This is a genomic window from Kitasatospora sp. NPDC094015 (assembly GCF_040304075.1).
Lineage (GTDB): Bacteria > Actinomycetota > Actinomycetes > Streptomycetales > Streptomycetaceae > Kitasatospora.
This window is the reverse complement of the sequence record NZ_JBEOUL010000003.1, coordinates 307,790-332,715: the sequence shown is the minus strand read 5'-3', so window position 1 is coordinate 332,715 and position 24,926 is coordinate 307,790. Positions and strand designations below refer to the sequence as shown.

At 73.6% G+C, this 24,926-nt stretch carries 23 protein-coding genes; 12 read left to right on the top strand and 11 right to left on the bottom strand.

The window, feature by feature from the left end:
• The first annotated feature begins 349 nt into the window (after window positions 1–349).
• The gene (locus ABT014_RS05760) at window positions 350–1,240 is read left to right on the top strand and encodes a DUF3027 domain-containing protein (RefSeq protein ID WP_350637485.1); all 891 of its coding nucleotides are present in this window, start codon (window positions 350–352) and stop codon (window positions 1,238–1,240) included.
• A gap of 51 nt (window positions 1,241–1,291) precedes the next feature.
• Here the strand turns inward: ABT014_RS05760 and ABT014_RS05755 are convergent, their stop codons facing one another.
• The gene (locus tag ABT014_RS05755; RefSeq protein WP_350637372.1) at window positions 1,292–1,594 is read right to left on the bottom strand and encodes a hypothetical protein; all 303 of its coding nucleotides are present in this window, start codon (window positions 1,592–1,594) and stop codon (window positions 1,292–1,294) included.
• Between the two features lie 170 nt (window positions 1,595–1,764).
• Between ABT014_RS05755 and ABT014_RS05750 the strand changes: the two genes are divergently transcribed.
• Window positions 1,765–5,055 carry a sacsin N-terminal ATP-binding-like domain-containing protein gene (locus ABT014_RS05750; protein ID WP_350637371.1) on the top strand — a complete coding sequence of 1,097 codons (3,291 nt, stop codon included), beginning with the start codon at window positions 1,765–1,767 and terminating at the stop codon, window positions 5,053–5,055.
• Here ABT014_RS05750 and ABT014_RS05745 read toward each other — a convergent pair.
• The 3 genes from ABT014_RS05745 to ABT014_RS05735 all read right to left on the bottom strand — a co-directional run bounded on the left by ABT014_RS05745 (window position 5,019) and on the right by ABT014_RS05735 (window position 8,320).
• On the bottom strand, window positions 5,019–5,306 hold the full coding sequence (locus ABT014_RS05745; protein WP_350637370.1) for a hypothetical protein: 288 nt from the start codon (window positions 5,304–5,306) through the stop codon (window positions 5,019–5,021). The genes ABT014_RS05750 and ABT014_RS05745 overlap by 37 nt on opposite strands.
• 13 nt (window positions 5,307–5,319) lie before the next feature.
• The gene (locus tag ABT014_RS05740) at window positions 5,320–7,908 is read right to left on the bottom strand and encodes an HAD-IC family P-type ATPase (protein WP_350637369.1); all 2,589 of its coding nucleotides are present in this window, start codon (window positions 7,906–7,908) and stop codon (window positions 5,320–5,322) included.
• Window positions 7,909–8,008: 100 nt separating this feature from the next.
• On the bottom strand, window positions 8,009–8,320 hold the full coding sequence (locus tag ABT014_RS05735) for a DUF2530 domain-containing protein (RefSeq protein WP_350637368.1): 312 nt from the start codon (window positions 8,318–8,320) through the stop codon (window positions 8,009–8,011).
• A 297-nt stretch (window positions 8,321–8,617) separates the two neighbouring features.
• Here ABT014_RS05735 and ABT014_RS05730 point away from each other — a divergent pair, with 297 nt between their 5' ends.
• Complete coding sequence (locus tag ABT014_RS05730; protein ID WP_350637484.1) at window positions 8,618–10,045, top strand: NCS2 family permease; 1,428 nt, start codon at window positions 8,618–8,620, stop codon at window positions 10,043–10,045.
• 203 nt (window positions 10,046–10,248) lie between these two features.
• Here the strand turns inward: ABT014_RS05730 and ABT014_RS05725 are convergent, their stop codons facing one another.
• Together ABT014_RS05725 and ABT014_RS05720 are read right to left on the bottom strand one after the other, a co-directional pair.
• The gene (locus ABT014_RS05725) at window positions 10,249–10,722 is read right to left on the bottom strand and encodes an NUDIX domain-containing protein (RefSeq protein ID WP_350637367.1); all 474 of its coding nucleotides are present in this window, start codon (window positions 10,720–10,722) and stop codon (window positions 10,249–10,251) included.
• Window positions 10,723–10,749: 27 nt separating this feature from the next.
• On the bottom strand, window positions 10,750–11,967 hold the full coding sequence (locus ABT014_RS05720; protein ID WP_350637366.1) for a helix-turn-helix domain-containing protein: 1,218 nt from the start codon (window positions 11,965–11,967) through the stop codon (window positions 10,750–10,752).
• A gap of 150 nt (window positions 11,968–12,117) precedes the next feature.
• Here ABT014_RS05720 and ABT014_RS05715 point away from each other — a divergent pair, with 150 nt between their 5' ends.
• From ABT014_RS05715 to ABT014_RS05705, 3 genes are all read left to right on the top strand, one after another.
• Window positions 12,118–12,570: an ATP-binding protein gene (locus ABT014_RS05715; RefSeq protein WP_350637365.1), complete on the top strand. Its 453-nt coding sequence runs from the start codon at window positions 12,118–12,120 to the stop codon at window positions 12,568–12,570.
• A gap of 157 nt (window positions 12,571–12,727) precedes the next feature.
• On the top strand, window positions 12,728–13,099 hold the full coding sequence (locus ABT014_RS05710) for a hypothetical protein (protein WP_350637364.1): 372 nt from the start codon (window positions 12,728–12,730) through the stop codon (window positions 13,097–13,099).
• Between the two features lie 147 nt (window positions 13,100–13,246).
• Window positions 13,247–13,792, top strand: a complete 546-nt coding sequence (locus tag ABT014_RS05705; RefSeq protein ID WP_350637363.1) for an FHA domain-containing protein — start codon at window positions 13,247–13,249, stop codon at window positions 13,790–13,792.
• 44 nt (window positions 13,793–13,836) lie between these two features.
• Here the strand turns inward: ABT014_RS05705 and ABT014_RS05700 are convergent, their stop codons facing one another.
• Window positions 13,837–14,208 carry a VOC family protein gene (locus ABT014_RS05700; RefSeq protein WP_350637362.1) on the bottom strand — a complete coding sequence of 124 codons (372 nt, stop codon included), beginning with the start codon at window positions 14,206–14,208 and terminating at the stop codon, window positions 13,837–13,839.
• Window positions 14,209–14,392: 184 nt separating this feature from the next.
• Between ABT014_RS05700 and ABT014_RS05695 the strand changes: the two genes are divergently transcribed.
• The 3 genes from ABT014_RS05695 to ABT014_RS05685 all read left to right on the top strand — a co-directional run bounded on the left by ABT014_RS05695 (window position 14,393) and on the right by ABT014_RS05685 (window position 17,155).
• Window positions 14,393–14,953, top strand: coding sequence for an SUKH-4 family immunity protein (locus ABT014_RS05695; protein WP_350637361.1), 561 nt, complete (start codon window positions 14,393–14,395; stop codon window positions 14,951–14,953).
• 67 nt (window positions 14,954–15,020) lie between these two features.
• Window positions 15,021–15,455, top strand: a complete 435-nt coding sequence (locus tag ABT014_RS05690) for a MarR family winged helix-turn-helix transcriptional regulator (RefSeq protein WP_350637360.1) — start codon at window positions 15,021–15,023, stop codon at window positions 15,453–15,455.
• Between the two features lie 173 nt (window positions 15,456–15,628).
• Window positions 15,629–17,155 carry an MFS transporter gene (locus ABT014_RS05685; RefSeq protein ID WP_502894853.1) on the top strand — a complete coding sequence of 509 codons (1,527 nt, stop codon included), beginning with the start codon at window positions 15,629–15,631 and terminating at the stop codon, window positions 17,153–17,155.
• A 30-nt stretch (window positions 17,156–17,185) separates the two neighbouring features.
• Here ABT014_RS05685 and ABT014_RS05680 read toward each other — a convergent pair whose 3' ends face one another.
• Entirely contained in the window at window positions 17,186–17,695 is a 510-nt protein-coding gene (locus tag ABT014_RS05680; RefSeq protein WP_350637482.1) for a GNAT family N-acetyltransferase, read from the bottom strand.
• Window positions 17,696–17,782: 87 nt separating this feature from the next.
• Here ABT014_RS05680 and thpR point away from each other — a divergent pair, with 87 nt between their 5' ends.
• Window positions 17,783–18,376 carry an RNA 2',3'-cyclic phosphodiesterase gene (thpR, locus tag ABT014_RS05675; protein WP_350637359.1) on the top strand — a complete coding sequence of 198 codons (594 nt, stop codon included), beginning with the start codon at window positions 17,783–17,785 and terminating at the stop codon, window positions 18,374–18,376.
• 31 nt (window positions 18,377–18,407) lie between these two features.
• Here thpR and ABT014_RS05670 read toward each other — a convergent pair whose 3' ends face one another.
• The gene (locus tag ABT014_RS05670) at window positions 18,408–20,171 is read right to left on the bottom strand and encodes a glycoside hydrolase family 35 protein (RefSeq protein ID WP_350637358.1); all 1,764 of its coding nucleotides are present in this window, start codon (window positions 20,169–20,171) and stop codon (window positions 18,408–18,410) included.
• Window positions 20,172–20,302: 131 nt separating this feature from the next.
• Between ABT014_RS05670 and ABT014_RS05665 the strand changes: the two genes are divergently transcribed.
• Window positions 20,303–21,214, top strand: coding sequence for a helix-turn-helix transcriptional regulator (locus tag ABT014_RS05665; RefSeq protein ID WP_350637357.1), 912 nt, complete (start codon window positions 20,303–20,305; stop codon window positions 21,212–21,214).
• A 194-nt stretch (window positions 21,215–21,408) separates the two neighbouring features.
• Here the strand turns inward: ABT014_RS05665 and serC are convergent, their stop codons facing one another.
• Together serC and ABT014_RS05655 are read right to left on the bottom strand one after the other, a co-directional pair.
• Complete coding sequence (gene serC / locus ABT014_RS05660) at window positions 21,409–22,527, bottom strand: phosphoserine transaminase (RefSeq protein WP_350637356.1); 1,119 nt, start codon at window positions 22,525–22,527, stop codon at window positions 21,409–21,411.
• A 123-nt stretch (window positions 22,528–22,650) separates the two neighbouring features.
• Window positions 22,651–23,751, bottom strand: coding sequence for a citrate synthase 2 (locus tag ABT014_RS05655; RefSeq protein WP_350637355.1), 1,101 nt, complete (start codon window positions 23,749–23,751; stop codon window positions 22,651–22,653).
• Window positions 23,752–24,148: 397 nt separating this feature from the next.
• Between ABT014_RS05655 and pdxH the strand changes: the two genes are divergently transcribed.
• A complete protein-coding gene (gene pdxH / locus ABT014_RS05650) occupies window positions 24,149–24,772 on the top strand; it encodes a pyridoxamine 5'-phosphate oxidase (RefSeq protein ID WP_350637481.1) in 624 nt (207 codons plus the stop codon).
• Window positions 24,773–24,926 lie beyond the last annotated feature (154 nt).

The window sequence follows — 24,926 nt, the reverse complement described above, 5'->3', positions numbered from 1 at the left end:
CACCGTCATCCTGCCCGAGATCGGCGCCGCGTACGACTGATTGGGGCTTGCGTACGGATGGCGAGTCGTGGTCGCGGCGGTGTCGGCTCAGCCCGGCGCGGGCCCCGGACTGTGCTCCCCGGCCGACTGGCGGGTAGCCTGCACTACGGCGTGCGCCGGGACGTACGGGGGAGGGGCCGGGGCGGCGCGGCCCGTCCCGGAGGTCTCCCCGGTTCGAGCAGAATGGAACCGTACCCGGCGGGCCGCATGCCCGCCGGCAGCACTGCGGAGCAGTTCCGGCGGGCGCTGGGGCGGATATCGACCGCAGGAACGACAGGACTGGGAGAGAATCGACGCCGTGAGCGCTGCGATGCGAAGCCGTACCCCGGACCGGCTCTGTGCCGAAGCCGTCGAGATCGCCCGCCAGGCCGCCGAGGAGGCGGTCGGCCCCGAGAGCGTCGGCGCGCACCGCGGCGTGCAGGCGGACGGCGACCGTGTCGTCACCCACACCTTCGAGTGCCTGGACGCCGCCTACCGCGGCTGGCACTGGGCGGTCACCGTGGCGCGGGCACCGCGGGCCAAGAACGTCACCCTCGACGAGGTCGTGCTGCTGCCCGGCCAGGACGCCGTGCTGGCCCCCCAGTGGGTGCCGTGGAGCGAGCGCCTGCGCCCGGGCGACCTCGGCCCCGGCGACCTGCTGCCGACCGGCGCCGACGACCTGCGCCTGGAGCCCGGCTGGACCGGCGAGGACGAGCCCGCCCCCAACTCCGCGGTGGCGCTGGCCGCCACCGAGGAGGAGGTCGTGGTCGGCGACGAGGCCGACGAGGTCCAGCCCGCCCCGGCCCGCGCCCGGATCGGCGCGGTCGCCGAGGAGCTCGGCCTCGGTCGTCCCCGGGTGCTGTCCCGGCTCGGCCTGCACCTGGCCGCCGACCGCTGGGAGACCGCGTTCGGACCGCAGACGCCGATGGCCCAGTCGGCCCCGGCCTCCTGCACCAGCTGCGGCTTCCTGGTCCCGATCGGCGGCTCGCTCGGCCAGGCGTTCGGCGTCTGCGGCAACGAGTTCGGCCCGGCCGACGGCCAGGTCGTCTCGCTCGGCTACGGCTGCGGCGCGCACTCCGAGGCCGCCGTGCTGCCCGCCCCGCCCGTCCCGTCCGAGCTGATCCTGGACGAGACCGTGGTCGAGCCGCTCCAGCTGCGCCCCGACCGCACCGGCGGTTCGGTCGAGCCGGACGCCCCGGCCGAGGAGCTCGGCCACTCCTGACGGCCCGCCGGCAGGCCCCGCCGCCCAGGACCGGACCGGCCCTGGGCGGGGTCAGCCGCCGAACAGGCCCCGCCGGGGCTGCCGGTGCACCAGCTCGCCCAGCCGCACCTGGAAGTGGAAGCGCCCCACCGAGACCAGCCAGCTGTCACCGGCCATCCGGTACACCGCGCGCTCCCCGCGCCACCGGCCCCAGGTCCTGGTGACCTCCTCGACCAACGCCAGCGCCTCCTCGCGGGTGCGCCCCGCCGGCCGCGCCTCCGCCAGCTCCCAGCCCTCGGCGAGCTCGCGTTCGATCAGCAGGTGCCAGCCGAGCCCCTCGCCCGGCCCGTCACCGTGCTCCACCGGATCCGTCACGGCTCCTCCTCCCGGCGCCCGCCCCCGCGGCGGCCCCCCCACACCCGTGGACAGCCGGCCCGCCCCGGCGGTTCCCGCTCCCCGCACCGCACCCGTGGTCGGCGATGACGGCCCGGCAGGGAAGAATGCCCCCGTACGCACGACAGCTCGGCGGAAGGCGGCAGGTCGCGGTGGAGCCTCGGATCATCGGCAGTGGCACGGACGGAGGGGCCGCGGACGTCTTCGACACCGCCGGCCTGCGGCGGCGGGTGCTGGACGCCTGGACGGCCGCCCCCGCACGGTTCCGCGAGGACGCCAACGCGGAGGAGGAACTCGCCCTCGGCGGCTACCGGGACCGGCTGGTCGTCGAACTCGCCCAGAACGCCGCCGACGCCGCCGCCCGCGCCGGCGGCGGCCCCGGCCGGTTCCGGCTCACCCTGCGCGACGGCGTGCTCGCCGCCGCCAACACCGGCGCCCCGCCGGACGCCACCGCCGTCGAATCGCTCTCCACCCTGCGCGCCTCCGCCAAGCGCACCGACGGCGACGGCGCCGTCGGCCGGTTCGGCGTGGGCTTCTCCGCGGTGCTCGCCGTCAGCGACGAGCCGGCCGTGCTCGGCGCCCACGGCGGCGTCCGCTGGTCGCTCGCCGAGGCGCACGCCCTGGTCGCCGACCGCCCCGAACTCGCCGAGGAACTGCGCCGCCGCGAGGGCCACGTACCGCTGCTGCGCCTGCCGCTGCCCGCCGAGGGCACCGCCCCCGAGGGCTACGACACCGTCGTGGTGCTCCCGCTGCGCGACGCGGCCGCCGAGGACCTCACCCGGCGCCTGCTCGCCGAGATCGACGACGCCCTGCTGCTCACCCTGCCGGGCCTCGCCGAGGTCACCGTGGAGACCCCGGACGGCGTGCGCACCCTCACCCGGTCCGCCGAACTGCGCCGCCCCGACGGCCTGACCGAGATCACCATCGGCGACGGCGACCGGCAGGCGAGCTGGCAGCTCGTCAGCCGCTCCGGCACCCTCACCCCCGACCTGCTCGCCGACCGCACCACCGAGGAACGCGCCCGCCCGTACTGGTCGGTGACCTGGGCCGTCCCGGTCACCGCCGACGGCACGCCGCAGCCGCCCCGCACCACCCCCGTGGTGCACGCGCCCACGCCCAGCGACGAGCCGCTCGGCGTCCCCGCGCTGCTGATCGCCGGGTACCCGCTGGACTCCACCCGCCGGCACGTCGCACCGGGCCCGCTCACCGACTTCCTCACCGAGCAGGCCGCCGAGGCCTACGCCGACCTGCTCCGCGGACGCGGCGCCGACCTCGGCTCGCTCGGCCTGGTGCCGTCCCGGCTCGGCTCGGGCGCGCTGGACAACGCGCTGCGCGCGGCGATCCTGGAGCGGCTGCCCGCCACCCCCTTCCTCCCGCATCCCGGCACCGTCGAGGAGGGCACCCCGGCGCTGCGCCCGCGCGACGCGACCCTGCTGGAGGGCGCCGACCAGCTGGTCGTCGAAGCACTCGCGCCGATCTTCCCCGGCCTGCTGCCGGCCGGCCTGGAGCGCCGCAGCGAGCTGCGCGCCCTCGCCGTGCGCCGGGTGCCGCTGGCCGAGGTGGTCGACCAGCTCGGCGGCCTGGACCGCGAGCCCGCCTGGTGGCGCAACCTCTACGCGGCGCTCGGCGGCGCCGACCCGGAGTCGCTCGGCGCGCTCCCGGTGCCGCTCGCCGACGGCCGGACCGTCACCGGCCCGCGCCGGGTGCTGCTGCCCTCCGACGCCGCCGACTGGGCGCTCTACGAGGGCTACCCCGAGACCCTCGCCGAGGCCCTGGAGCTGCTGGACCTGCGGCTGGCCCACCCGGAGGCCGCGCACCCGCTGCTGGCCAAGCTGGGCGCCGCCACCGCCACCCCGGCCGGGGTGCTCGACACGCCCGAGGTACGGGCCGCCGTGGCCCGTTCGCTGGAGGTCGGCGAGGACGACTTCGACGCTGCCGTCGACCTGGCCGACGCCGTCCTCGCGCTGGTCAAGGCGGCCGGCGCGACCCCCGGCGAGCACCCGTGGCTGGCCCGCCTGGCCCTGCCGGACGACGAGGGCGAGCTGACCCGGGCCGGCGAGCTGATCCTGCCGGACAGCCCGCTCGCCGCCCTCGCCCGCGAGGACGACGCCGGCTACGTGGACGAGGACCTGCTGGAGCGCTGGGGCACCGAGGTCCTCGCCGCCACCGGCGTGCTGGGCACCTTCGCGCTGGTCCGCGCCGAGGACGTGGTGCTCGACCCGGACGACCTGGAGCGGCTCGACCCGACCGCCCCCGCCGACCGCGCGGCCGGCGGCCGGCCCACCGGCCTGCTGGACGAGGCCCCCGACGGCCTCGCCGACTGGTGCGAGGACGTGCTGGAGGCGCTGCACGCCGACGACGCCGACCTCGGCGTGCCGCCGGTCGCCGCCGAACTGCTCGCCGTCCGCGACCTGGACCTGATCGACGACGCGGCCTGGCCCGAGGCGCTCGCGCTGCTCGCCCGCCCGCCGTACCGGGACGCCGTGGTCACCCCGGTCCGCACCCTGCTGCCCGACGGCAGCTACACCGACCTGCCGCCGTACACCGCCTGGTGGCTGCGCGACCACCCGGTGCTGGACGGCCGCGAGCCGGCCGGCCTGCGGGCGGCCGGCGCCGACCCGCTGCTGCGCGGCCTCTACGACGAGGCCCGCACCACCCTGGACGAGCAGTTCCTGCACGCCCTCGGGGTGCGCACCACGCTGGCGGCGCTGCTCGCCGAGCCGCACGGGCCCGAGGAGCTGCTGGACCGGCTCACCGACCCCGACTGCGAGGTGACCCACCGCCAGCTGCACGGCATCTACACCGCCCTGGCCCAGCTGCCGGCCGAGCGGGTCGAGGCGCTCGACGTGGTCCGCTCGCTCACCGCGCTGGACGAGGCCACCGGGCGGCGCGGCGAGCACACGGTGATCGTGGACGCGGCCGAGGCGGTCGTCGCCGACGCCCCCGACCTGGTCGAACTGCTGCACGGCCACCCGGTGCTGCCGGTCGCGCCCGCGCTCGCGGCCGACCTGGCCGAGCGCCTGCACGTCTCGCTCGCCAGCGAGGTGGCCGGCGGCCGGGTGCTCTCCGAGGGCATCCTGCACCGGGTCCCCGCGGTCGTCCGGGAGCTGCTCCCCGGCTGCCCCGCCGCGTACGAGGAGCACGAGGAACTGCTCGTGGTCGGCCCGGACGGCGAGGACGCCGCCGTGCACTGGCGCTGGGACACCGCGGCGCCCGCCCCCGAGCTGCCGTACGACCCGCAGGACGCCGAGCAGGCGGACGAGGACGACGAGTTCGAGGTCCCGCCGGTGCCCGGCCTGCTGCACGCCGCCACCCCCGAGGGCCTGGCGGCCGGGCTCGCCTGGTCGGTCGGCCAGTGGCACCGCCGGTTCGAGGTCCTCACCGCGCTCACCGAGCCCGACCGGGCCTACGAGCTGCTGGCCGCCCGCGACTTCGAGTCCTGACGGTCCTTCAGATCGCGCAGCACGGCGAGCTCCTGAGCCTGTCGGGCCGCCTCCGGGGCCCGGAGCGCGCGGTACACCAGTACCGCGCATCCGGCCCCGGCGGCCGCCAGCGCCAGCAGCACGCCGTCGCGCGGCGCGCCGTACCCGGTCAGTCGGACCAGCCCGCGCACCGCCAGCCAGCCGAGCAGGGCCGTCGCCCCGCCGGCCGCGTAGGCGATGAACGCCTCCAACTCCCCGCCCCTGCGCGCCATCACGCACCCCCCGTCATGCGTCCCCCCGGCGGACGATCACCCGCCAGACCACCTCCAGTGCAAGACCCGCCACCACAGCGATACCCACTCCCACCCAGGGATCACGTGTCCCGGCCAGCGACAGCTGGAAGAAGTCCGAGAGCCACGGCACCACCAGCACCAGCGCGAACGCCCCGCCCATGACGCCGATCAGCAGCAACCGCCACCAGGTGTACGGGCGCGCCACGATCGCCAGCACCCAGATCGCGACCAGGAACAGCGTCAGCGTCGCCACGCTGGTGTCCGCCTTCAGATCCGTCACGTCGTCGGACCGCGCGAGCATGTACGAGGTGAAGGTCGCGGTGCCCGCGATCACCCCGCCCGGCACCGCCAGCCGCAGCACCCGGCGCACGAACCCGGTCCTGGCCCGCTCGTTGTTCGGCGCCAGCGCCAGGAAGAACGCCGGCACCCCGATGGTCAGCGTGGACAGCACGGTGGAGTGCCGCGGCAGGAACGGGTACGGCACCTGGGTGATCACCACCAGCAGCGCCAGCAGCACCGAGTACACCGTCTTCACCAGGAAGAGGTTGGCCACCCGCTCGATGTTGCCGATCACCCGGCGGCCCTCCGCCACCACCGAGGGCAGCGTGGCGAACCGGTCGTCCAGCAGCACGATCTGCGCCACCGCCCGGGTCGCGTCGCTGCCGGTGCCCATCGCCACCCCGATGTCGGCGTCCTTCAGCGCCAGCACGTCGTTGACACCGTCGCCGGTCATCGCCACGGTGTGCCCGCGCGACTGCAGCGCGGCCACCAGCTCCCGCTTCTGCTGCGGGGTGACCCGCCCGAACACCGAGGTCCGGTCGGCCACCTCGGCCAGCTGCTCGCCGCCGCCGGGTAGCGTCCGGGCGTCCACCGGCTGCTCGCCGCCCGGCAGCCCCAGGTGCGCGGCCACCGCACCGACCGAGATCGCGCTGTCGCCCGAGATCACCTTCGCCCGGACCTGCTGGCTCTCGAAGTAGCGCAGGGTGTCCGCCGCGTCCGAGCGCAGCCGCTGCTGGAGCACCAGCAGCGCCAGCGGCTCCAGCCGGGCGGTCACCTCCGGGGAGTCCAGCGCCACCGGGGTGCGGCCCAGCAGCAGCACCCGCAGGCCCTGGGCGCCCAGCTCGTCCACCTCGGCCAGCGCCGGGTCGCCGGCCGCCAGCAGCACGTCCGGCGCGCCGAGCAGCCAGCCCGCCTCGCCGCCCTGCGGCTCCAGCAGCTGCACGCCGCTCCACTTGCGGGCCGAGGAGAACGGCATCGCCTCCAGCACCCGCCAGCGGCCGTCCGCGGGCGGGCCGAAGGCGTCGATCACCGCCTGCATGCTCGGGTTGGGGCGGGAGTCCGCCCCGCCCATCGCCGCCAGGGCCTGCTCCAGCGCGGCCCGGTCGGCGTAGCCGCGCTCGGGCGCGGCGGTGTCCGCGGCGGTGCCCGGGTCGGTGCCCGCAGCGGCTCCCGGGTCGGCCGGCCGGGCCGCCGGGCGGTCGTCGGCGTCGGCGCGACGCAGCGGCCGCAGCTCGATCAGGTCCATCCCGCCCTCGGTCAACGTGCCGGTCTTGTCCAGGCACACGGTGTCCACCCGGGCCAGCCCCTCGATCGCGGGCAGCTCCTGCACCAGGCACTGCTTGCGGCCGAGCCGGATCACCCCGATCGCGAACGCCACCGAGGTCAGCAGCACCAGCCCCTCCGGCACCATCGGGACGATCCCGGCCACCATCCGGCGCACCGCCTCCCGCCAGTCGCTGCCCTCCACCGCCAGCTGGCTGATGATCAGACCGATCGCGGTCGGGATCAGCAGGTAGGTGATGAAACGCAGGATCTGGTCGATGCCGGTGCGCAGCTCCGAGCGGACCAGGGTGAACCGGCTCGCCTCCTCGGCCAGCTGCGCCGCGTACGCCTGGCGCCCGACCCTGGTGGCGGTGAAGGCGCCGGCGCCGGCCACCACGAAGCTGCCGGACATCACCTCGGCGCCGGGGTGCTTGAGCACCGGGTCCGGCTCGCCGGTGAGCAGCGACTCGTCGATCTCCAGCCCGTCCGCCTCGGTCACCAGGCCGTCCACCACCACCTTGTCACCGATGCCCAGCAGCACGGTGTCGTCCAGCACGATCTGCCCGGTCGGGACGGTCTGCGCGGCCCCGTCGCGGCGTACCTGCGGCTTCGCCTCGCCGATCAGCGCCAGGCTGTCCAGGGTCTTCTTGGCGCGCAGCTCCTGGATGATGCCGATCGCGGTGTTGGCCACGATGACCAGCCCGAACAGGCCGTCCTGGATCGGGCCGACGACCAGGATGATGGCGAACATCACGCCGATGATCGCGTTGAACCGGGTGAACACGTTGGCCCGGACGATCTCGCGGGCGGAGCGGCTGGACCGCACCGGCACGTCGTTCAGCTGGCCGCGGGCGACCCGCTCGGCCACCTCCGCCGAGGTCAGCCCCGGTGTCCTGGCCGGGCGCGGGCCGGAGGCGTGCGCGCCGGGGGTGGCCGTCGCGGCGGGCGCAGCTGCGGGTGCTGCGGCCTGCGCTGCGTGCGGCGCCGCGTGCGGGTGCGCACCCGCGACCTCCGGGGGTTCTTCCGCGGGGTGCGTCATGGCACGACTCTATGGGGGTGATTTGTCCGGTGCGCCCTGCTGTGCACCGATTCGGGCCAACCGGGTGGGGCCCGGACGGTCGGGCCCCGGGCGGCGGGCGTCAGCCGTGGTTGTTCTCGGGCTCCGCGTCGCCCGCCGTCGCCGAACCGTCCGCGGCGGCCCGCTCGGCGGCCTCCCGGCCGCGCCGGATCGCGGACCGCCGGGAGACGCAGTACCAGAGCCCGATCAGCCCGAGCAGGCCGCCGGACAGGCAGATCCACGGCCAGGTGCCGTGGCCGTGCTCGGAGAGCGAGCTCTGGAACGGCACCAGCGCCACGAAGGCGAGGAACCACAGCACCGTGCCACCGCCGACGATCGCGACGTCGTTGGCCTCCAGGGGCGGCGGGGAGGGGTGCAGCGGGGTCTTCGGCATGCGCCCTAGCGTACGGGTGGGGCGGGCGGGCCCGGCAGTGCCGGGGGTGGCCGGCGTGATCGGGAGTGACCGTAAGGGGTTTCTTCTACGCGCGAAGATGGCGCGTGCACGACCCAGGAACTCATACTTGGGGTTCCGGATCGGCTCCGGCATGTCGGCTCTCCCCCCGGAGCCCGAGCGCCACGCCGCCGGCGGACCCGGTCACCGTCGCTCGGGTGCCCACCTCCTCCTTCGCCCCCACCCGACGAGGACACCCGAATGCCTCCGCTGGCCAACTCGACCGACGCGTCGGACGCCATGCCCGCCCCGAAGGCCCCGCGCCCCGCGACCGGCGCCCTCGACCGCTACTTCCGGATCTCCGAGCGCGACTCCACCCTGTCGCGCGAGATCCGCGGCGGCATCGCCACCTTCTTCACCATGGCCTACATCCTGGTGCTGAACCCGATCATCCTGGCCAACGCCGTGGACATGAACGGGACCCACCTGGACAGCGCCCAGCTGGTCACCGCCACCGCCCTCACCGCCGGGCTCACCACCCTGCTGATGGGCGTCATCGGCAACGTCCCGATCGGACTGGCCGCCGGCCTCGGCGTCAACACCATCGTGGCGCTCCAGCTCGCACCCCGGATGACCTGGCCGGAGGCCATGGGCATGGTGGTGCTCGCCGGCTTCGCGATCATGATCCTGGTGGCCACCGGCCTGCGCGAGCGGGTGATGAACGCGGTGCCGCTCGGCCTGCGCAAGGCGATCGCCATCGGCATCGGCCTGTTCATCTGCCTGGTCGGCCTGGTCGACGCCGGCTTCGTCAGCCGGATCCCGGACGCCGCCCACACCACCGTCCCGCTCCAGCTCGGCGGCAACGGGCACCTGCTCGGCTGGCCGGTGCTGGTCTTCGTGCTCGGCCTGCTGCTCACCCTGGTGCTGCTGATCCGCAAGGTGCCCGGCGCGATCCTGATCAGCATCGTGGTGATGACCCTGATCGCGGTCCTCATCCAGCAGCTCGCCGACCTCCCCGGCACCGCGTGGGGCCTGACCGTCCCGGCCTGGCCCGGCAACCCGGTCGCCGCCCCCGACTTCGGGCTGGTCGGCCAGGTCGACCTGTTCGGCGGCTTCTCCCAGGTGGGCGCGCTCACCGGGCTGCTGTTCGTGTTCACCGTGCTGATGTCGTGCTTCTTCGACGCGATGGGGACCATCCTCGGCGTCGCCGACGAGGCCCACCTGCTGGACGAGAAGGGCGACCTGCCCGGCATCAACCGCATCCTCATGGTGGACGGCATCGCGACCGCGGCCGGCGGCGCCACCTCCTCGTCCGCCAACACCTGCTTCGTCGAGTCCACCGCCGGCGTCGGTGAGGGCGCCCGCACCGGCTTCGCCTCGATCGTCACCGGCGCGCTCTTCCTGGTGGCGCTCTTCCTCACCCCGCTCGCCACCATGGTCCCGGCCCAGGCGGCCACCCCGGCCCTGGTCACCGTGGGCTTCCTGATCCTGGCGAACTCGATCACCGAGATCGACTGGACCGACTACACGATCGCCGTGCCGGCCTTCCTGACCATGGTGATGATGCCCTTCACCTACTCCATCACCAACGGAATCGGCATCGGCTTCATCACCTTCTGCATCCTGCGCGCGGCCGCCGGCCGCTGGCGCAGCGTCCCGGTCGCGATGTACGCGGTCGCGGCGGTCTTCGCCTTCTACTACATGCTCCCGGCCCTCGGCCTGGACTGACCGGGTCCTCCCGGCAGACATCGAGCCCTTCCCCCGTTCGAGGGGAGGGGCTCGACGTGTTGACGGCAGTGCGCTTGCTCACCCCCGTCGTGCCTCACTGACCCGGAAGGGCGCTCGACGGCTTCTCGGGACTTGGTCGGCAACGATGCCGGACCCTTGCTTCGCAGCGCGCACCCCGGGAGCGCTATCAGTTCCTTGCGCAGTCAGGCGAGCGGAGCGCCGTTCTCGAGGTAGGTGGTTGCGGCGGTCGCGCGTGCAGAGCAGGCAGCGTGAACGCGCCGGGCCAGGCGTGGAATGAGGTGGGTGTCCAACTGGTCGCGCTCGTGGAACGCGAACTCGCCGATCTCCACGCCGTCGAGATCGATCTTGGCGATCCACTCGGGCGGGAGCAGGCCCCCGTCGAACACGAAGAGCAACTTGTCACCCTCGGTCGGGTGAGGCGCCCAGTCGGCGACGAGAAGCCGGCCGATCGGCGGCGTGATGCCGAGTTCCTCTTCGACCTCTCGGGCGGCGCCTTCGCTGGGGGTCTCGCCCGGGTGCAGATAGCCTCCGGGGATCTCCCAACCGGGCTTGTAGGTCGGTTTGACCAGGAGCACCCGACCGGTCTCGTCAAAGAACAGTGCACCGGCAGCGGTTCGGGGCTGCGCTACGGCTTCGCCGACTTCGGAGTCACTCATGCGCCCGACCCTAACCGCCGGGCACGGTCATCCCACGAGGTGGAGGCGTTGGGCGATCCCTGCAAGCTGGTGGCTCGGCTTCCCGCGCTGCTGGCGGACCCATGCCGTCACGAGTCGTCGTGAGATGTGGTGGTGGCGCACCTGCTCGGGCGCCAGCTCCTCGGCGTCCAGAACGAGTGCGAGGGCCTCATCCGTACGGTTCTGCGCACTGTAGGCGCGGGCGACTTCAAGCGTGTGCCGCACCCGGCGTTCCAGCGGCAGCATCGACGGGTCGACGCGCGGCCCCAGGTCGGCGGCGACCTGGACGTCTCCCAGTTCCATAGCTGTCGATACCCGGTGGATGGCAACGTTCGTCGGTCCGAACGCCGTCCACAGGTGGTTGGCATCGCAACCGAGCCGCTGGGCCACCTGGTCCGCCTCCTTGAGGAACTCGCGTACCGCACTGCGGTCGTCGAGCCGCGCGGCGGCCATGGAGCCGACGAGGAGCAGCGTGCCGTAGATCGAAAGATGGGTCGGTGAGGCGGTGTCGAGACCGCTTTCCAGGTAGCTGGTCGAGCCAGCGACGAGTTCCTTGGAAGCGGCCGGACGACCGTTGGCCAGCAGGCAGTGGGAGACCGATCGGAAGAGAGACCCGACCACGACAACGTCGCCCGACTCCTGGGCCGCCGCGAGTCCCCGGTCTGCGGCCATCCAGGCAAGATCGGCCTCTCCGATCTTCGTCAGAACCATGGCCGCGCCCTGGTAGGCCATGGCAAGCAGTGCTTTGGCAAGGAGTCGCTTGTCGCCCTCGTAGGTGCGTGCCGCGCGCTGGGCTTCTTCCAGGATGCCGGGGATCAGGCGGGTGGCACGGGCATACCGGGCGTCCTGGTACGCGGACCACGCCGAGCCGACATCTGCGCGCAGGATGTCCAGGTCGGGCGGTTCCTCGTCCGATGCAGGTGCCAGCAGCGAGGACATCTGCTTGTAGTCCATCAGTGCTTCGCGCAGCTTCGGCACGGTGCCGCCTCGGACATCGGCCGTCCAGTCCAGGAGAGACGGCTCGGCAAGGAGATCGCCAGGCTGGATGTCCAGGGCATCCGCCAACGCCTTGATGACCGACAGCCGGTCCAGTTCGATGCGGCCGTTCTCCACCTTGCTCAGCCAGTCCGCGGTCCGACCGACGAGGCCGGCCAGTACCTCCTGCGGCATCCCTCGGCGTCGGCGGTACCAGGCAACGCGCTCGCCGAAGCTCAGCATCTCAGTCATCCCACGCATGGCTTCACCCTTGCGCTCCCCGCCTCCCCATCCCCGGAAGATTTTTCCGGGTTCCCCGCTCCCCATGCTCCTAACGTTCTGACCGGCCATCAAGCACGTGCGCCGAGTGGCTTTGCGACCGGCGTCAGAGGGCGGTGCGACGTGATCAGTTTCGACCCAGCAGCTCGTAGGAGCGGCAGTGCTCAGGCCGGAGCGGACTTCATCTGGCTGCCCCGCCGGAGGAGGTCCGTGGGTGCGGCCCGTGGCCTGCTCCGGACGTTTCTCGGTGGTGTCCCTGGCGGTGACGGACTCCTCGCTGCTGGCGAGTTGGTGCTCTCGGAGCTTGCTACCAACGCGATCGAGCACGCATCCGTCCCGCCCGGACGGTTGATCGCGGTGCGCTTCGAGATGGTGTCCGCTCAGCTGCGCCTCGAAGTGCACGACGCGAGCAGAGCGTGGCCGACGGTGCGACCGCTGGCCGGTGGCTACGAGGAGTCGGGGCGCGGGCTGTTGCTGGTGGAGTCGATGGCGGCCGGATGGGGCTGCTGCCTGCGGCCTGGTGGCGTCGGCAAGTTCGTGTGGGCCGTGGTCGGCCCGGTGGAAGGGGAGTCATGAGGTGGGGTAGGAGGGCGGCCCGGGTCGGCGCGGAGAGGGGCCGCTGGCACTACTGCGGGGCTGGGGATCGAAGGGGTGCGGCGCGACTGATCGTGGTGGGCGGTGCGGTGGTTGCAGTTCACCAGCGGCATCCACGGCGGCAGCGTGAGGCGGCTGCATGACCGGCGTGCCGGTGGCAGCCACGCGGCCGGCTGATGCCGCGGCCTCCGAGGCTGTACCCGCACTGGAAGCCGGGTGGGTGGTGGCCGGGATCGAGGGTGTGATGTCGCCTCGTACGTTCGACGGTGTACGACCGGCGGTACAGGGCCTGCTGGATGCTCTACGGGGGCTGCCGCTGGACGTTCAACATCGGCAGTTCCTGGAGGGCTGCCTGGCGGGCCGAGGGGCGTTCGAGTACATCTCGTGGCGACTGCAGCGCACCGGACGATTCTTGCTGGACGTGCGCCTGGTGCACACGGACGCCGGTGTTGCCCGATGGGTGGAGCACCCCCTCACACTCACGGCGGGGAAGCCGGAGCCGAGCCGGTGAGCGGGCGGCCGCGAGCCAGGTGGCACTCGTCGGCGCGCGGGATCTCACGGTCGCTCAGCGGGACCGCACCGTGCTGCTGCCGGTGGTAGTGGGCCGGGCCCGGCGGGATTCTGGACAGGGCCTGGTCGGGGCGCCGAGAATTGCCGTATGACCTCTCTTGAGTTCCGCACCCAGGTGGCCCGGCCGTCGCAGGCCGAGCGTGACCGGGCGCTGGATGTGCTGCGGGAGGGGGTGGGCAGCGGGCAGCTGTCCCACGACACCTTCATCCGGCGGATGGAGCTGGTGCTCACCGCCAAGAGCCGGGCCGAACTGGCCACCGTCGTCGCCGATCTGCAGACGTACGGGCGGGTCGCGCGGGCGGTGCTCCGCGGGGTGGCCAGGGTGTCGGCGTTCAAGGTCCGGGTGCGGCGCACCTGGGAGACCGAGCAGCTCCCCGGGTTGCGGCTGCCCGGCCCCGGCTCGGCCCGGTTGGTGATCGGCCGGCAGACCGGTTCGGACCTGCGGCTCGGCGACGCCTCGGTGTCGCGGCTGCACGCCGAGCTGCGGGTGGAGCCGGAGGGCTGGGTGCTGCAGGACCTCGGGTCCAGCAACGGCACGTTCGTGAACGGGCAGCGCGTCGTCGGTGCGGTGCTGGTCCGGCCGGGCGACCAGGTGCGGTTCGGGCGGCTCGCCTTCCACCTGATCGCCCAGTGATCCGCTGACGCCCGTTCACCGGAGCGCCCGGCCGGGGCGTCCGGTCAGCGCGGGCAGAGGCAGAACGGGTGGCCCGCCGGGTCGATCATGACGGTCCACCCCTCGCCGCCGGGCTGGTGCTCGGGCCGGGTGGCGCCGAGTTCCTGGGCGCGGGCGACGGCCACCTCCACGTCGTCCACGTGGAAGTCCAGGTGGAACTGCTTGCTGCCGTCCGGGTTCGGCCACGGCGCGGGCCGGTACCCGTCGACCTGGCCGAACCCGATCGGCGCGGCCCCCTCGACCGGCGCGGCCAGCATCGCGTACTCGGCCTGGCTGTGGGCGATCTCCCAGCCGAGCAGGGCGCTGTAGAACTCGGCGAGTTCGACCGGGTCGGCGCAGTCGATGTTGACCATGGCGAGGTCGGCGAATCCGGGCATGGCGGTGCTCTCCCTGATGAATCGATCAGATGTTCGAAGCAGTGCGCCACCAGCATGCCGTACGAGGGGCGCGCACGGGTGGAGATCCGCCGTGGCGAATCCGTGTCGATGCGGGAGCCGGGTCGTGCCTGCGGGGCCCGGTAGCGTCGGCTCGGGGTAGGTGGGGATCCGGAGGGGTGGCAACGTGCAGGTGCGGGTCGACTGGAAGGCAGTCGTGCGGGAGACGCCGGCGGGCGGTCTGCTCAGGCTGCGATCGGATGCCGCAGCACGGATCTGGCCCGAGGGGGAGGTCAGGGCCTTCGCCGCGGAGATCGGAGTCCCGCACTCCGACGGGCTGTTCAGGCTGTCGTCCGAGCTGGCCGACCGTGACCCGGCCACCCCGGGGTGGGCGTTCGTCGAGCCGATGGAGCCGCTCCCGTTCGACACTGCGCACGGGCGCTTCCAGCAGCTCGGCATGCTCCGCCAGGCGTCCGTCCACGTCCGGCTCGAGGACGGCACGATCTGGGTCGATGATCCGGACGCGGAGGTCGGCCATGAGCTGATCCACCGGGATCTGTCGTCGCTGAGCTACCTGGTGTACAAGGTCGCGGCCGAGAAGCCGCTGCCCGAGGAGGATCCGACCCCCTACGACTGGGCCGATGTCGAGGAGATCATCCGCGCGGACACGACCGCCTGGGACCGGTTGCCGTTCGAGAGTGGCGCGCGCTTCTGGGAGGGGTACCTCGAGGACTACCCCCTGCTGTGATCGAAGCGACGTTCCCCGAGGGGAAATCTGATTTTATTTAGCGAGAGTAATGACGTAACCTAAGGACATGCCCGAGATGTCCGAGGACGACCTGGCGGCGATCAGCCAGCTGCGTTCGTCCGCGATGCGCCTTGCCCGCCGGTTGCGCAACCAGCGGGTCGAGGAGTCGTTGAGTCCCACCGAGATCGGGGTGCTGGGCACCCTCGGCCGGTGCGGGAGTGCCACGCCTGGCGAGTTGGCCAGGAAGGAGCACGTGCAGCCCCCTTCGATGACCAGGATCATCGCGATGCTGGAGGAGAAGGGGCTGGTGCGGCGCGAGCCGCATCCCGAGGACCGCCGTCAGGTGGTGGTCAGTGCCACCGAGGAGGCCGAGGCGATGCTCGCCGAGAGCCGTCGGCGGCGCAACGCCTGGCTGGCGGAGCTCGCCGCGGGGCTGAGCGAGGAGGAGTGGGCGCAGCTGCGCGCGGCGGCGCCCGTGCTCTACAAGCTGGCCCACCTGTGAGGCCCGCCGCCGGCTGACGCCGGCCACCCGGAACCCGGCCGCCTGGGGCCGGGCGCCTCGACGACATCAGGCACGGCAACACGAAGGAGTACCGCATCACCGCAGGACCGACCAGAGATTTCAGTCGCGCGACGGCAACCCTGCCCGCCGCCGCGCACCGAGGGGAGCACCACGTGACACCGCCGGCCGCAGCCAGCGCCGCCATCCGTACCGACCACTCCAGCACCGACCTCGCCGCGGCCACCGCCGCCACCGTCGAGAGCCAGGCGCCCGCCCCCGTGGGCCTGCCGGGCACCGGCGACGACGACCCCTGCGAACGCACCGCGGCGGCTCCCACCGCCGCGTCCGCCCCCGCCGGGGACAGCTCCACCCGCAGTTCCGCCGCCGGCCCCACGGGGGCCCGCTTCACCCGCCCCGGAGGGATGTTCTCCTCCCTGCGGGTGCGTAACTACCGCTACTTCTTCGCCGGCCAGATCGTCTCCAACTCGGGGACCTGGATGCAGCGGATCGCCCAGGACTGGCTGGTGCTGAGCCTGACCGGCAGCCCGTTCGCGGTCGGTGTGACCACCGCGATGCAGTTCCTCCCGATGCTGCTGCTCGGCCTGTGGGGCGGCGTGCTCGCCGACCGGCTGCCCAAGCGACGCCTGCTGGTGCTGACCCAGGCCGTGATGGGCCTGCTGGCCGCCGCGCTCGCGGTGCTGACCCTGACCGGTGGCGTCACCGCGTACTGGGTCTACCTGTTCGCCCTGCTGCTGGGCCTGGTGACGGTGGTCGACAACCCCACCCGGCAGGCCTTCGTGAGCGAGATGGTCGGCCCGAAGGACCTGGCCAACGCGGTCAGCCTGAACGCCGCCAACTTCCAGTGCGCGCGGCTGGTCGGCCCGGCGGTCGCCGGTCTGCTGATCGCCGCCGTCGGCAGCGGCTGGGCCTTCGCGGTGAACGCGCTGTCCTTCGCGGCCGTGATCGTCGGGCTGCTGGCGATGCGGACGAGCGAGCTGCGGCCGACCGCGCCGATCGCCCGTGAGCGCGGTCAGCTGCGCGAGGGCCTGCGCTACGTGCGGGAGCGGCCCGAGCTGATGTGGCCGATGGTGCTGGCCGGGTTCATCGGGACCTTCGGGTTCAACTTCCCGACCCTGCTCTCCGGTTTCGCGTACGGGACCTTCAAGGTCGGCCCGGGCGAGTACGGCCTGCTGAACACCGCGATGGCGGTCGGTTCGCTGGCCGGCGCGCTGCTCGCGGCCCGGCGCGGGACGACGCGGCTGCGCCGGCTGGTGGGCGCCGCGCTGGCCTTCGGGGCGCTGGAGGTGCTGGCCGCCTTCGCCCCCGGGTACTGGACCTTCGCGATCCTGCTGACCCTGATCGGGGTGTTCGGGCTGACCTTCAACACCTCGGTGAACTCCGCGCTCCAGCTGGCCACCGATCCCGCGATGCGGGGCCGGGTGATGGGGCTGCTGGTGCTGGTGTTCACCGGTGGTACGCCGATCGGCGCCCCGCTGGTCGGCTGGGTCACCGCCGAGTACGGCCCCCGGGTCGGACTGCTGGCCTGCGGCGCGGTGTCCGCGCTGGCCGCCGGCGTGGTCGGCCTGGTGCTGGCCCGCGCCGCGGACCTCAAGGTGCGGGTCGACCTGCACCGCGGCAGCCGGGTGGTCGCGTTCGTGCCCCGCTCGGTCTCCAAGGAGCAGCTGGCCACGGCGAGCTGAGGCACCACGGATCGGCCCGGCCCGGCCCGGTCAGACCCTGATCTCCAGGATCCGGCCGGGCCAGGGCCCACCGGGCTGCTCGACCTCGAAGGCGTCCGTCGCCGTGAAGCCGAGCCGCTCGTACTGGCCCACCAGCCGCCGGTCGTCCCCGGCGTAGCAGTCCACCCGGAGCAGGCCGAAACCGCGGCCGCGGGTCTGCTGGATCGCGTCGGCGATCAGCGCGGCGCCCACCCCGGTGCCCTTGCGCGCGCGGTCGGTGACCAGCAGCCGCACGTACAGCTCGGGTTCCCCGGCCGCCGGGGCGTACTCCGGCTTCTCCTCGGCCAGCACGCAGATCCCGACCGGGTGGCCGTCCCCGTCCTCGGCCACCCGCAGCAGGTGGTCACGGGCGTAGCTCTCGGTGCGCTCGACCGCCTTCGGGTTGCTGGTCCAGGGCCGCTCGCCCCACTGGCCGGTGCGGCCGAGCGAGACCAGCCAGGCGACGGCGGCGTCGAGCAGGGCGAGGGTGGCGGGGGCGTCGGCGGGCCCTCCGGTTCTGATGTTCACAGCACAGTTCTAGCCGCCACGGCCGGTCGTACACCGGGAAATCGGCGGGAGACCGCCGCGCCCGGACGGCAGGATGGCGCCATGAGACTCTTCGTGGCGGTCAACCCGCCGGTGGCGGCACTCCAGGAACTGGTGGACGCGGCCGCACCCCTGCACGAGCTGCCGGGCGCCGACCGGCTGCGCTGGAGCGAGGTGGCCGGCTGGCACCTCACGCTCGCCTTCCTGGGCGAGGTGCCGGCCGCCGAGGTGTCCCGGCTGGAGCCGCTGCTCGCCCGGGTCGCGCAGGAGCACGGCGCGCACCGGCTCCGGCTGGCCGGCGGCGGCACCTTCGGCGACCGGGTGCTGTGGGCCGGGGTGGCGGGGGAGGTGTGGGCACTGCGGCGGCTGGCCGAGGGCGTGCGCGCCGTGCTGCCCGAGCTCGGGATCGAGTCGGACCAGCACGGCTTCCACCCGCACCTCACGCTGGCCCGGGCCGGCTCCGCGCACGGGCAGCGGCGGGCCGAACGGCGCTCGGCGGTGGGGGACCTGCACGCGATGGCCGGGGCGCTGGAGGAGTTCCGGGGCGCCGAGTGGGAGGCTGCCGAGCTGCACCTGATGCTCAGCGAGACCGGCTTCGGACCCTCCCGCTACCGGAGCCTGTCCAGCTGGCCGCTGGCCCGCTGGGAGGCCGACTGACCCGCACGACAAGGCTGCAGCCCAGGGCACGTCACCCCAGCTCGGGCGCCGCGCGCAGCTCCACCGCCGCCGGGGCGGCGTCGCCGAGCTCCAGCACCACCAGCTCGTTCGCCCCCTCGCGCAGCAGCGGCTGCGGGCAGAACAGCGTCACCTGCGGCCCGCCGGCGTCGTAGCGGCCGAGCAGGAACCCGTTCACCCACAGGTAGCCGTGCTGCCCGCCGGGCACGGTGAGGAAGGCGTCACCGGTGGCCGCCAGGTTCAGCGTGCCCCGGGCCAGCACCTCCGAGGCGGGCTCGCCCGGCCCGAACTCCGCTGCGGGCAGCGGCTCCAGGGCCAGCGGCTCGGCCGTGCAGCCGTGCAGGTACTGGCGTTCGTGCCGCAGGCCGTCCAGGCCCTTGGTCTCGCCCACCTGGGGGCCGTAGTTGACCCGGCCCAGCGACTCCACCAGCAGCTCGACCACGGCGCCGCCGGTCGCCGGGAGCTCGGGCCCGTCGACGCCGCGGTACAGCTCCGCCACCCGCTTGCCGTCCAGCCGCAGGCCCGCGCGGTCGCGCAGGCCCTCGACGGTGAGCGGGAGTTCGGGGCTGCCGTCCGGGATCCGGAAGGTGTAGCGGACCAGGCCCTGTTCCAGCCCGAGCTCCTCCAGGGTCGGCGGCACCGGCGACCCTACGGCGGGGCCGAACGGCGGCGCGGCGAACTCGGTCAGCGGGACCCGGCCCGCCGCCAGCACCGGCGGCAGCTCCGGGAAGGCGGGCGTCCGCCCGTCCAGGAAGCGCGCCTGCTCCGGGTGGTCGGCGGCGAACTCGGCCAGCACGGCCTGGAACAGCCGGTACTTCTCGGTCGGCGCGCCGCGCTCGTCCAGCGGGGCGTCGTAGTCGTACGAGGTGGTCACCGGCTGGTACGGCGAGCGGGTCCACTCGGTCGAGTTGTGCGGCGCGTCCTCGTGGTTGGCGCCCGCGGTGGTGCCGAAGTTGGTGCCGCCGTGCGCCATGTAGAGGTTGACCGAGCCGCCGGCGGCCAGGATCCGGCGCAGCGTGTCGGCGGCGTCGGCGGCGTCCCGGGTGTGGTGCGGCTTGTCCCAGTGGTCGAACCAGCCGTTCCAGAACTCCATGCAGAACAGCGGGTCGCCGGGCCGGTGGCGGCGCAGCTCGGCGAAGCCGGCCTCCGGGTCGGAGCCGAAGTTGACGGTGGCCAGCACCCCGGGCACGGTGCCGGCCGCGAGCATGTGGCCGAGCGGGCCGTCCGAGGTGAACAGCGGCACGCTCACCCCGCGCCGGCGCAGCCCGTCGGCGAGGTGGCGCAGGTAGGCCTGGTCACTGCCGAAGGAGCCGTACTCGTTCTCCACCTGGACCAGCAGCACGTTGCCGCCCCGGTCGAGCTGGCGGGCCACCACCCCGGGCAGCAGCGCGTCGAAGAACGCGTCGACGGCGGTCAGGTACTGCGGGTCGGAGGTCCGGGCCCGGTGGCCGACCCGGGCGGTCAGCCAGGCCGGCAGCCCGCCGTTGTCCCACTCCGCGCAGATGTACGGGCCGGGGCGGACGATCGCCCACAGCCCCTGGCGGGCCGCCTCGTCCAGGAAGTCGCCGAGCTCGGCCAGCCGCTCGAAGCGGCCCTCGGCCGGCTCGTGCAGGTTCCACGGGACGTAGGTCTCGACGGTGTTGAGGCCCATCGCGCGCAGCGCGGCCAGCCGCTGCGGCCACTGCTCGGGGCGGGTGCGGAAGTAGTGCACGGCCCCGGAGAGGATCCGCAGCGGGCGCCCGTCGAGCGTGAAGCCGGTGGAGTCGTAGGTGAGCATGCCTCCAGCCTGCGCCAACGCCTGGTCCGCAGCCATGGACAAAGCCCGGCGGCGTGTTGGATTGTTCGAGGTCGGGGCAGCGGGAGCGGGAGCGGGGCGTCGGGGAACCGGGGCGCCCGGAGAGGACGGCTGTGGAGCGCTGGTGGCAGTACCTCACGCCCGGCCCGGCCCAGCTGCGGACGGGCCTGGCCTGCCTGGGCGTCGGCATGCAGCGCGGCCGGCTGCCCACGGTCGGCCCCCGCACCCTGGACCACTGGGTGGCGGTGCTGGTGACCAGCGGCCGGGGTTGGTTCGCGGAGCCGGACGGCACCCGGCGGCCGGTGACCGGGCCCGCGGTGCTGTGGCTGCGGCCCGGCGTCGAGCACCACTACGCACCGGACGAGCACGGCTGGGCCGAGTACTTCGTGGACTTCACCGGCCCCGCCACCGCCGCCTACGCCGAGCTCGGCCTGCTGCCCGAGACCCCGGTGGTGCCGCTGACCGGCTCGGAGTCGGCCCAGCGGGTGGTGGCCCGGATCGCCGGGGCCTGCCGCCGGGGCGGGCCGCTGGTCGGCGTGGACGCGGCGGCCGGGGTGCACGAGCTGCTGGTGGAGCTGCGCCGGCACCGGGCCGACCTGGACCCGGAGGGGGCGCCGGTGCTGGAGGTGCTGCGCCGGGACGCCTGCCTGCCGCTCACGGTGGGCGACCACGCCCGGCGGGCCGGCATGACCGTCGCGGAGCTGCGGCGGGCGGTGCGCTCGGTGGGCGCGGTCGGCCCGAAGGAGTACCTGCTGGCGGTCCGGCTGAACGAGGCCAAGGAGCTGCTGGCGGCGAGCGAGCTGCCGGTGGCGGCGGTGGCCCGCCGGGTCGGCTACGAGGACCCGGCGTACTTCACCCGGATCTTCACCCGCCGGGTCGGGGTGGCGCCCACGGTGTTCCGCGCCCAGCAGTACCGGGGGGAGGGCCAGCTGCGCACCGTCCGCCGCGAGGAGCTGGCGGCCGAGCTGACCGGCCTGTACGGGCCGGAACGGGGGCGGGCGGAGGCGGGCCGGGCCACCGGGTAACCTCGATGACCGTGGACCCCAAGACTCGGATGCGGATCGTGACCGGTGCCCTGTTGCTGCTGCTGGCCGTGGTGGTGATCAGCTCGCTGGTCGGGAAGTGATCCCGGACGCCCGGCTTCGCGCCGCCGCGGCGCCCCGACGGACGACAGAGGGCCACCGGTCTCCCGGTGGCCCTCTGTCGCGCGTTCAGCCGGTCAGAGCTGTCCGACCACGTGGTCGATGCAGGCGGTGAGCGCCTGGACGTCCGCCGGGTCGACGGCCGGGAACATCGCGATCCGCAGCTGGTTGCGGCCGAGCTTGCGGTACGGCTCGGTGTCCACGATGCCGTTGGCGCGCAGCACCTTGGCGATCGCGGCCGCGTCGATCGAGTCGTCGAAGTCGATGGTGCCGACCACCTGCGAGCGCTCCTCGGCCTTGGCCACGAACGGCTGCGCGAAGGAGGACTTCTCGGCCCAGGTGTAGAGGATCGAGGAGGACTCCGCGGTGCGGGCCACCGCCCAGTCCAGGCCGCCGTTGCCGTTCAGCCAGTCCAGCTGCTCGGCGAGCAGGAAGAGCGTGGAGATCGACGGGGTGTTGTAGGTCTGGTCCTTGGAGGAGTTGTCGATCGCCGTCGGCAGGTCGAAGAACGGCGGGATGTACCGGCCGGAGGCGGCGATCTCGGCGGCGCGCTCCAGGGCGGCCGGGGAGAAGGTCGCCAGCCACAGCCCGCCCTCGGAGGCGAAGGACTTCTGCGGGGCGAAGTAGTAGACGTCGGTCTCGGTGATGTCGACCGGGAGGCCGCCGGCGCCGGAGGTGGCGTCGACCAGGACCAGCGAGCCCTCGTCGGCGCCGGCCGGGCGGCGGATCGGCATGGCCACGCCGGTGGAGGTCTCGTTGTGGGTGAGCGCGTAGACGTCCACCCCGGCCTCGGCGACCGGCAGCGGGTGGGTGCCCGGCTCGGTCTTGATCACCGAGGGGTCGCCCAGCCAGGGGGCGGCCTTCACCGAGGAGGCGAACTTGGAGGAGAACTCGCCGAAGTTGAGGTGCTGGGACTTCGCACGGACCAGCCCGAAGGCCGCGATGTCCCAGAACGCGGTGGAGCCACCGTTGCCCAGTACCACCTGGTAACCCTCGGGCAGCGAGAACAGGTCGGCGACGCCCTCACGGACGCGCTTGACCACGTTCTTGACCGGGGCCTGCCGGTGCGAAGTACCCAGCAGCGAGGTGCCGGTGGCCGCGAGCGCGCTCAGCGCTTCGGGACGCACCTTGGAGGGGCCACAGCCGAAACGGCCGTCGGCGGGCTTGATGTCAGCGGGGATCTGGATCTGAGCCACGGTCGCAGCCTACTGCTCCCGGGGCCGCGATTGTGGCCCTCGTCCGCACGCTGAGATGCCGTCCTGGCAGTTCGAGCGGGCCCGGAGGGGTATTCCAGGCCCGCTCGATCGGGTGACGAGGGATCAGCCCGACAGGGCGTCCCAGCCCTCGATCTCCTGCGGGCCGCGGGAGGCCGGGCCGATGTAGCGGGCGGCCGGGCGGACCAGCCGGCCGGTGCGCTTCTGCTCCAGGATGTGGGCGGACCAGCCGGCCGTCCGGGCGCAGGTGAACATCGAGGTGAACATGTGCGCCGGGACCTCGGCGAAGTCGAGCATGATCGCGGCCCAGAACTCCACGTTGGTGGCGAGCACGCGGTCGGGGCGGCGGTTGTGCAGCTCCTCCAGCGCGGCCTTCTCCAGCGCCTCGGCGATCTCGAAGCGCGGGGCGCCGAGCTCCTTGGCGGTGCGGCGCAGCACCCGGGCGCGCGGGTCCTCGGCGCGGTAGACGCGGTGGCCGAAGCCCATCAGGCGCTCGCCCTTGTCCAGCGCCTTGCGGACGTAGCCGGCCGCGTCCCCGGTGCGCTCGATCTCCTCGATCATGCCGAGCACGCGGGACGGCGCGCCGCCGTGCAGCGGGCCGGACATCGCACCGACCGCGCCGGAGAGCGCGGCCGCCACGTCGGCGCCGGTGGAGGCGATGACGCGGGCGGTGAAGGTGGAGGCGTTCATGCCGTGCTCGGCGGCCGAGGTCCAGTAGGCGTCGACGGCCTTGACGTGCTTCGGGTCGGGCTCGCCGCGCCAGCGGATCATGAACCGCTCGACGATGGTCCCGGCCTTGTCGATCTCGCTCTGCGGGACCATCGGACGGCCCTGCCCGCGGGCCGACTGGGCCACGTAGGACAGCGCCATCACGGCGGCCCGGGCGAGGTCGTCGCGGGCCTGCTCGGCGGAGATGTCGAGCAGCGGCTTGAGACCCCAGACCGGGGCGAGCATCGCGAGGGCGGACTGCACGTCGACCCGGATGTCACCGGAGTGGACCGGGATCGGGAACGGCTCGGCCGCGGGCAGGCCGGGGGCGAACTTCCCGTCGACCAGCAGGCCCCACACGTGCCCGAAGGAGACGTGACCGACGAGGTCCTCGATGTCCACACCGCGGTAGCGCAGTGCGCCGCCTTCGCGGTCGGGTTCGGCGATCTCGCTCTCGAAGGCGACTACCCCTTCGAGCCCGGGTACGAAATCGGACATCAGACGGCTCCTTCAGTGATCCGATACGACACGGCGCCATGGTGGTGCGCCGCGCCGGTGACCGTTGGTGGTTGGCACTCGGTGTCAGACTCTCAGGCACCGAGTGCATTGCGCCATACACCACCACGGTGATGTTTCCCCCAGGGGACGCTCCGGCCGGGGTGCCTGTCCGGCGTCATCGGCGGACATTCCGGGCGAATCCGGAGGTATCCGGACGATTCTCCCGTGCGCTGGGCGGTGGAGCGGTGGCGTGACACCTTATCTCCCACCCGGGTTTGCGCAGACGTAGCGGTGCCCGACGCTTGTCGTACGGGATGATGTTGGGGTGCCTACCGCGGAACGCCACCCGACAGCCCTGACCACGCGCACCGACCGGTCCGGTCCGGACCTGGCCGCCATGCGCAAGCAGTACCAGCACGACGGCCTGTCCGAGGACAAGATCGCCGCCGATCCGGTGGCCCAGTTCGCCGACTGGTTCCACGAGGCGGTCCAGGCCGGGGTGGAGGAGCCCAACGCGATGGTGCTGTCCACCGCGGACGCCGCCGGGCGGCCCGGGTCGCGCACGGTGCTGTTGAAGGGCTTCGACCGGCGGGGCTTCGTGTTCTACACCAACTACGGCTCCCGCAAGGGCACCGACCTGGCCGCCAACCCGCAGGCCTCGGTGCTCTTCCCGTGGATCGCGCTGGCCCGCCAGGTGATCATCGGCGGCCGGGTGGAGAAGGTCGGCCGGGACGAGACCGCCGCCTACTTCCGGACCCGCCCGCACGGCTCCCAGCTCGGCGCCTGGGCCAGCGAGCAGTCCAGCCCGATCGCGGACCGCGGCGTGCTGGAGCAGCGGTACGCCGACCTGGAGGCCCGCTACCCGGAGGGGGAGGGGGTCCCGGTGCCGCCGTTCTGGGGCGGCTACCGGGTGGTGCCGGAGACGGTGGAGTTCTGGCAGGGCCGGGCCAACCGGCTGCACGACCGGTTGCGCTACGTGGCCGACGGCGAGGGCTGGCAGCTCGAGCGGCTCTGTCCCTGAGGGTCGGCGAACGGCCCAGGTTCACCCGTTGGGACCAACCGGGGCGAGGGCTCCCGGCAGGGGCGACCCGGACCGCCGAAGGTGCGCCTGCGGACGATCTGACGAACTCTCAACTCCCTTGCGGGTGAAGCCCGGAGGCCCGCACGGCCGGGGG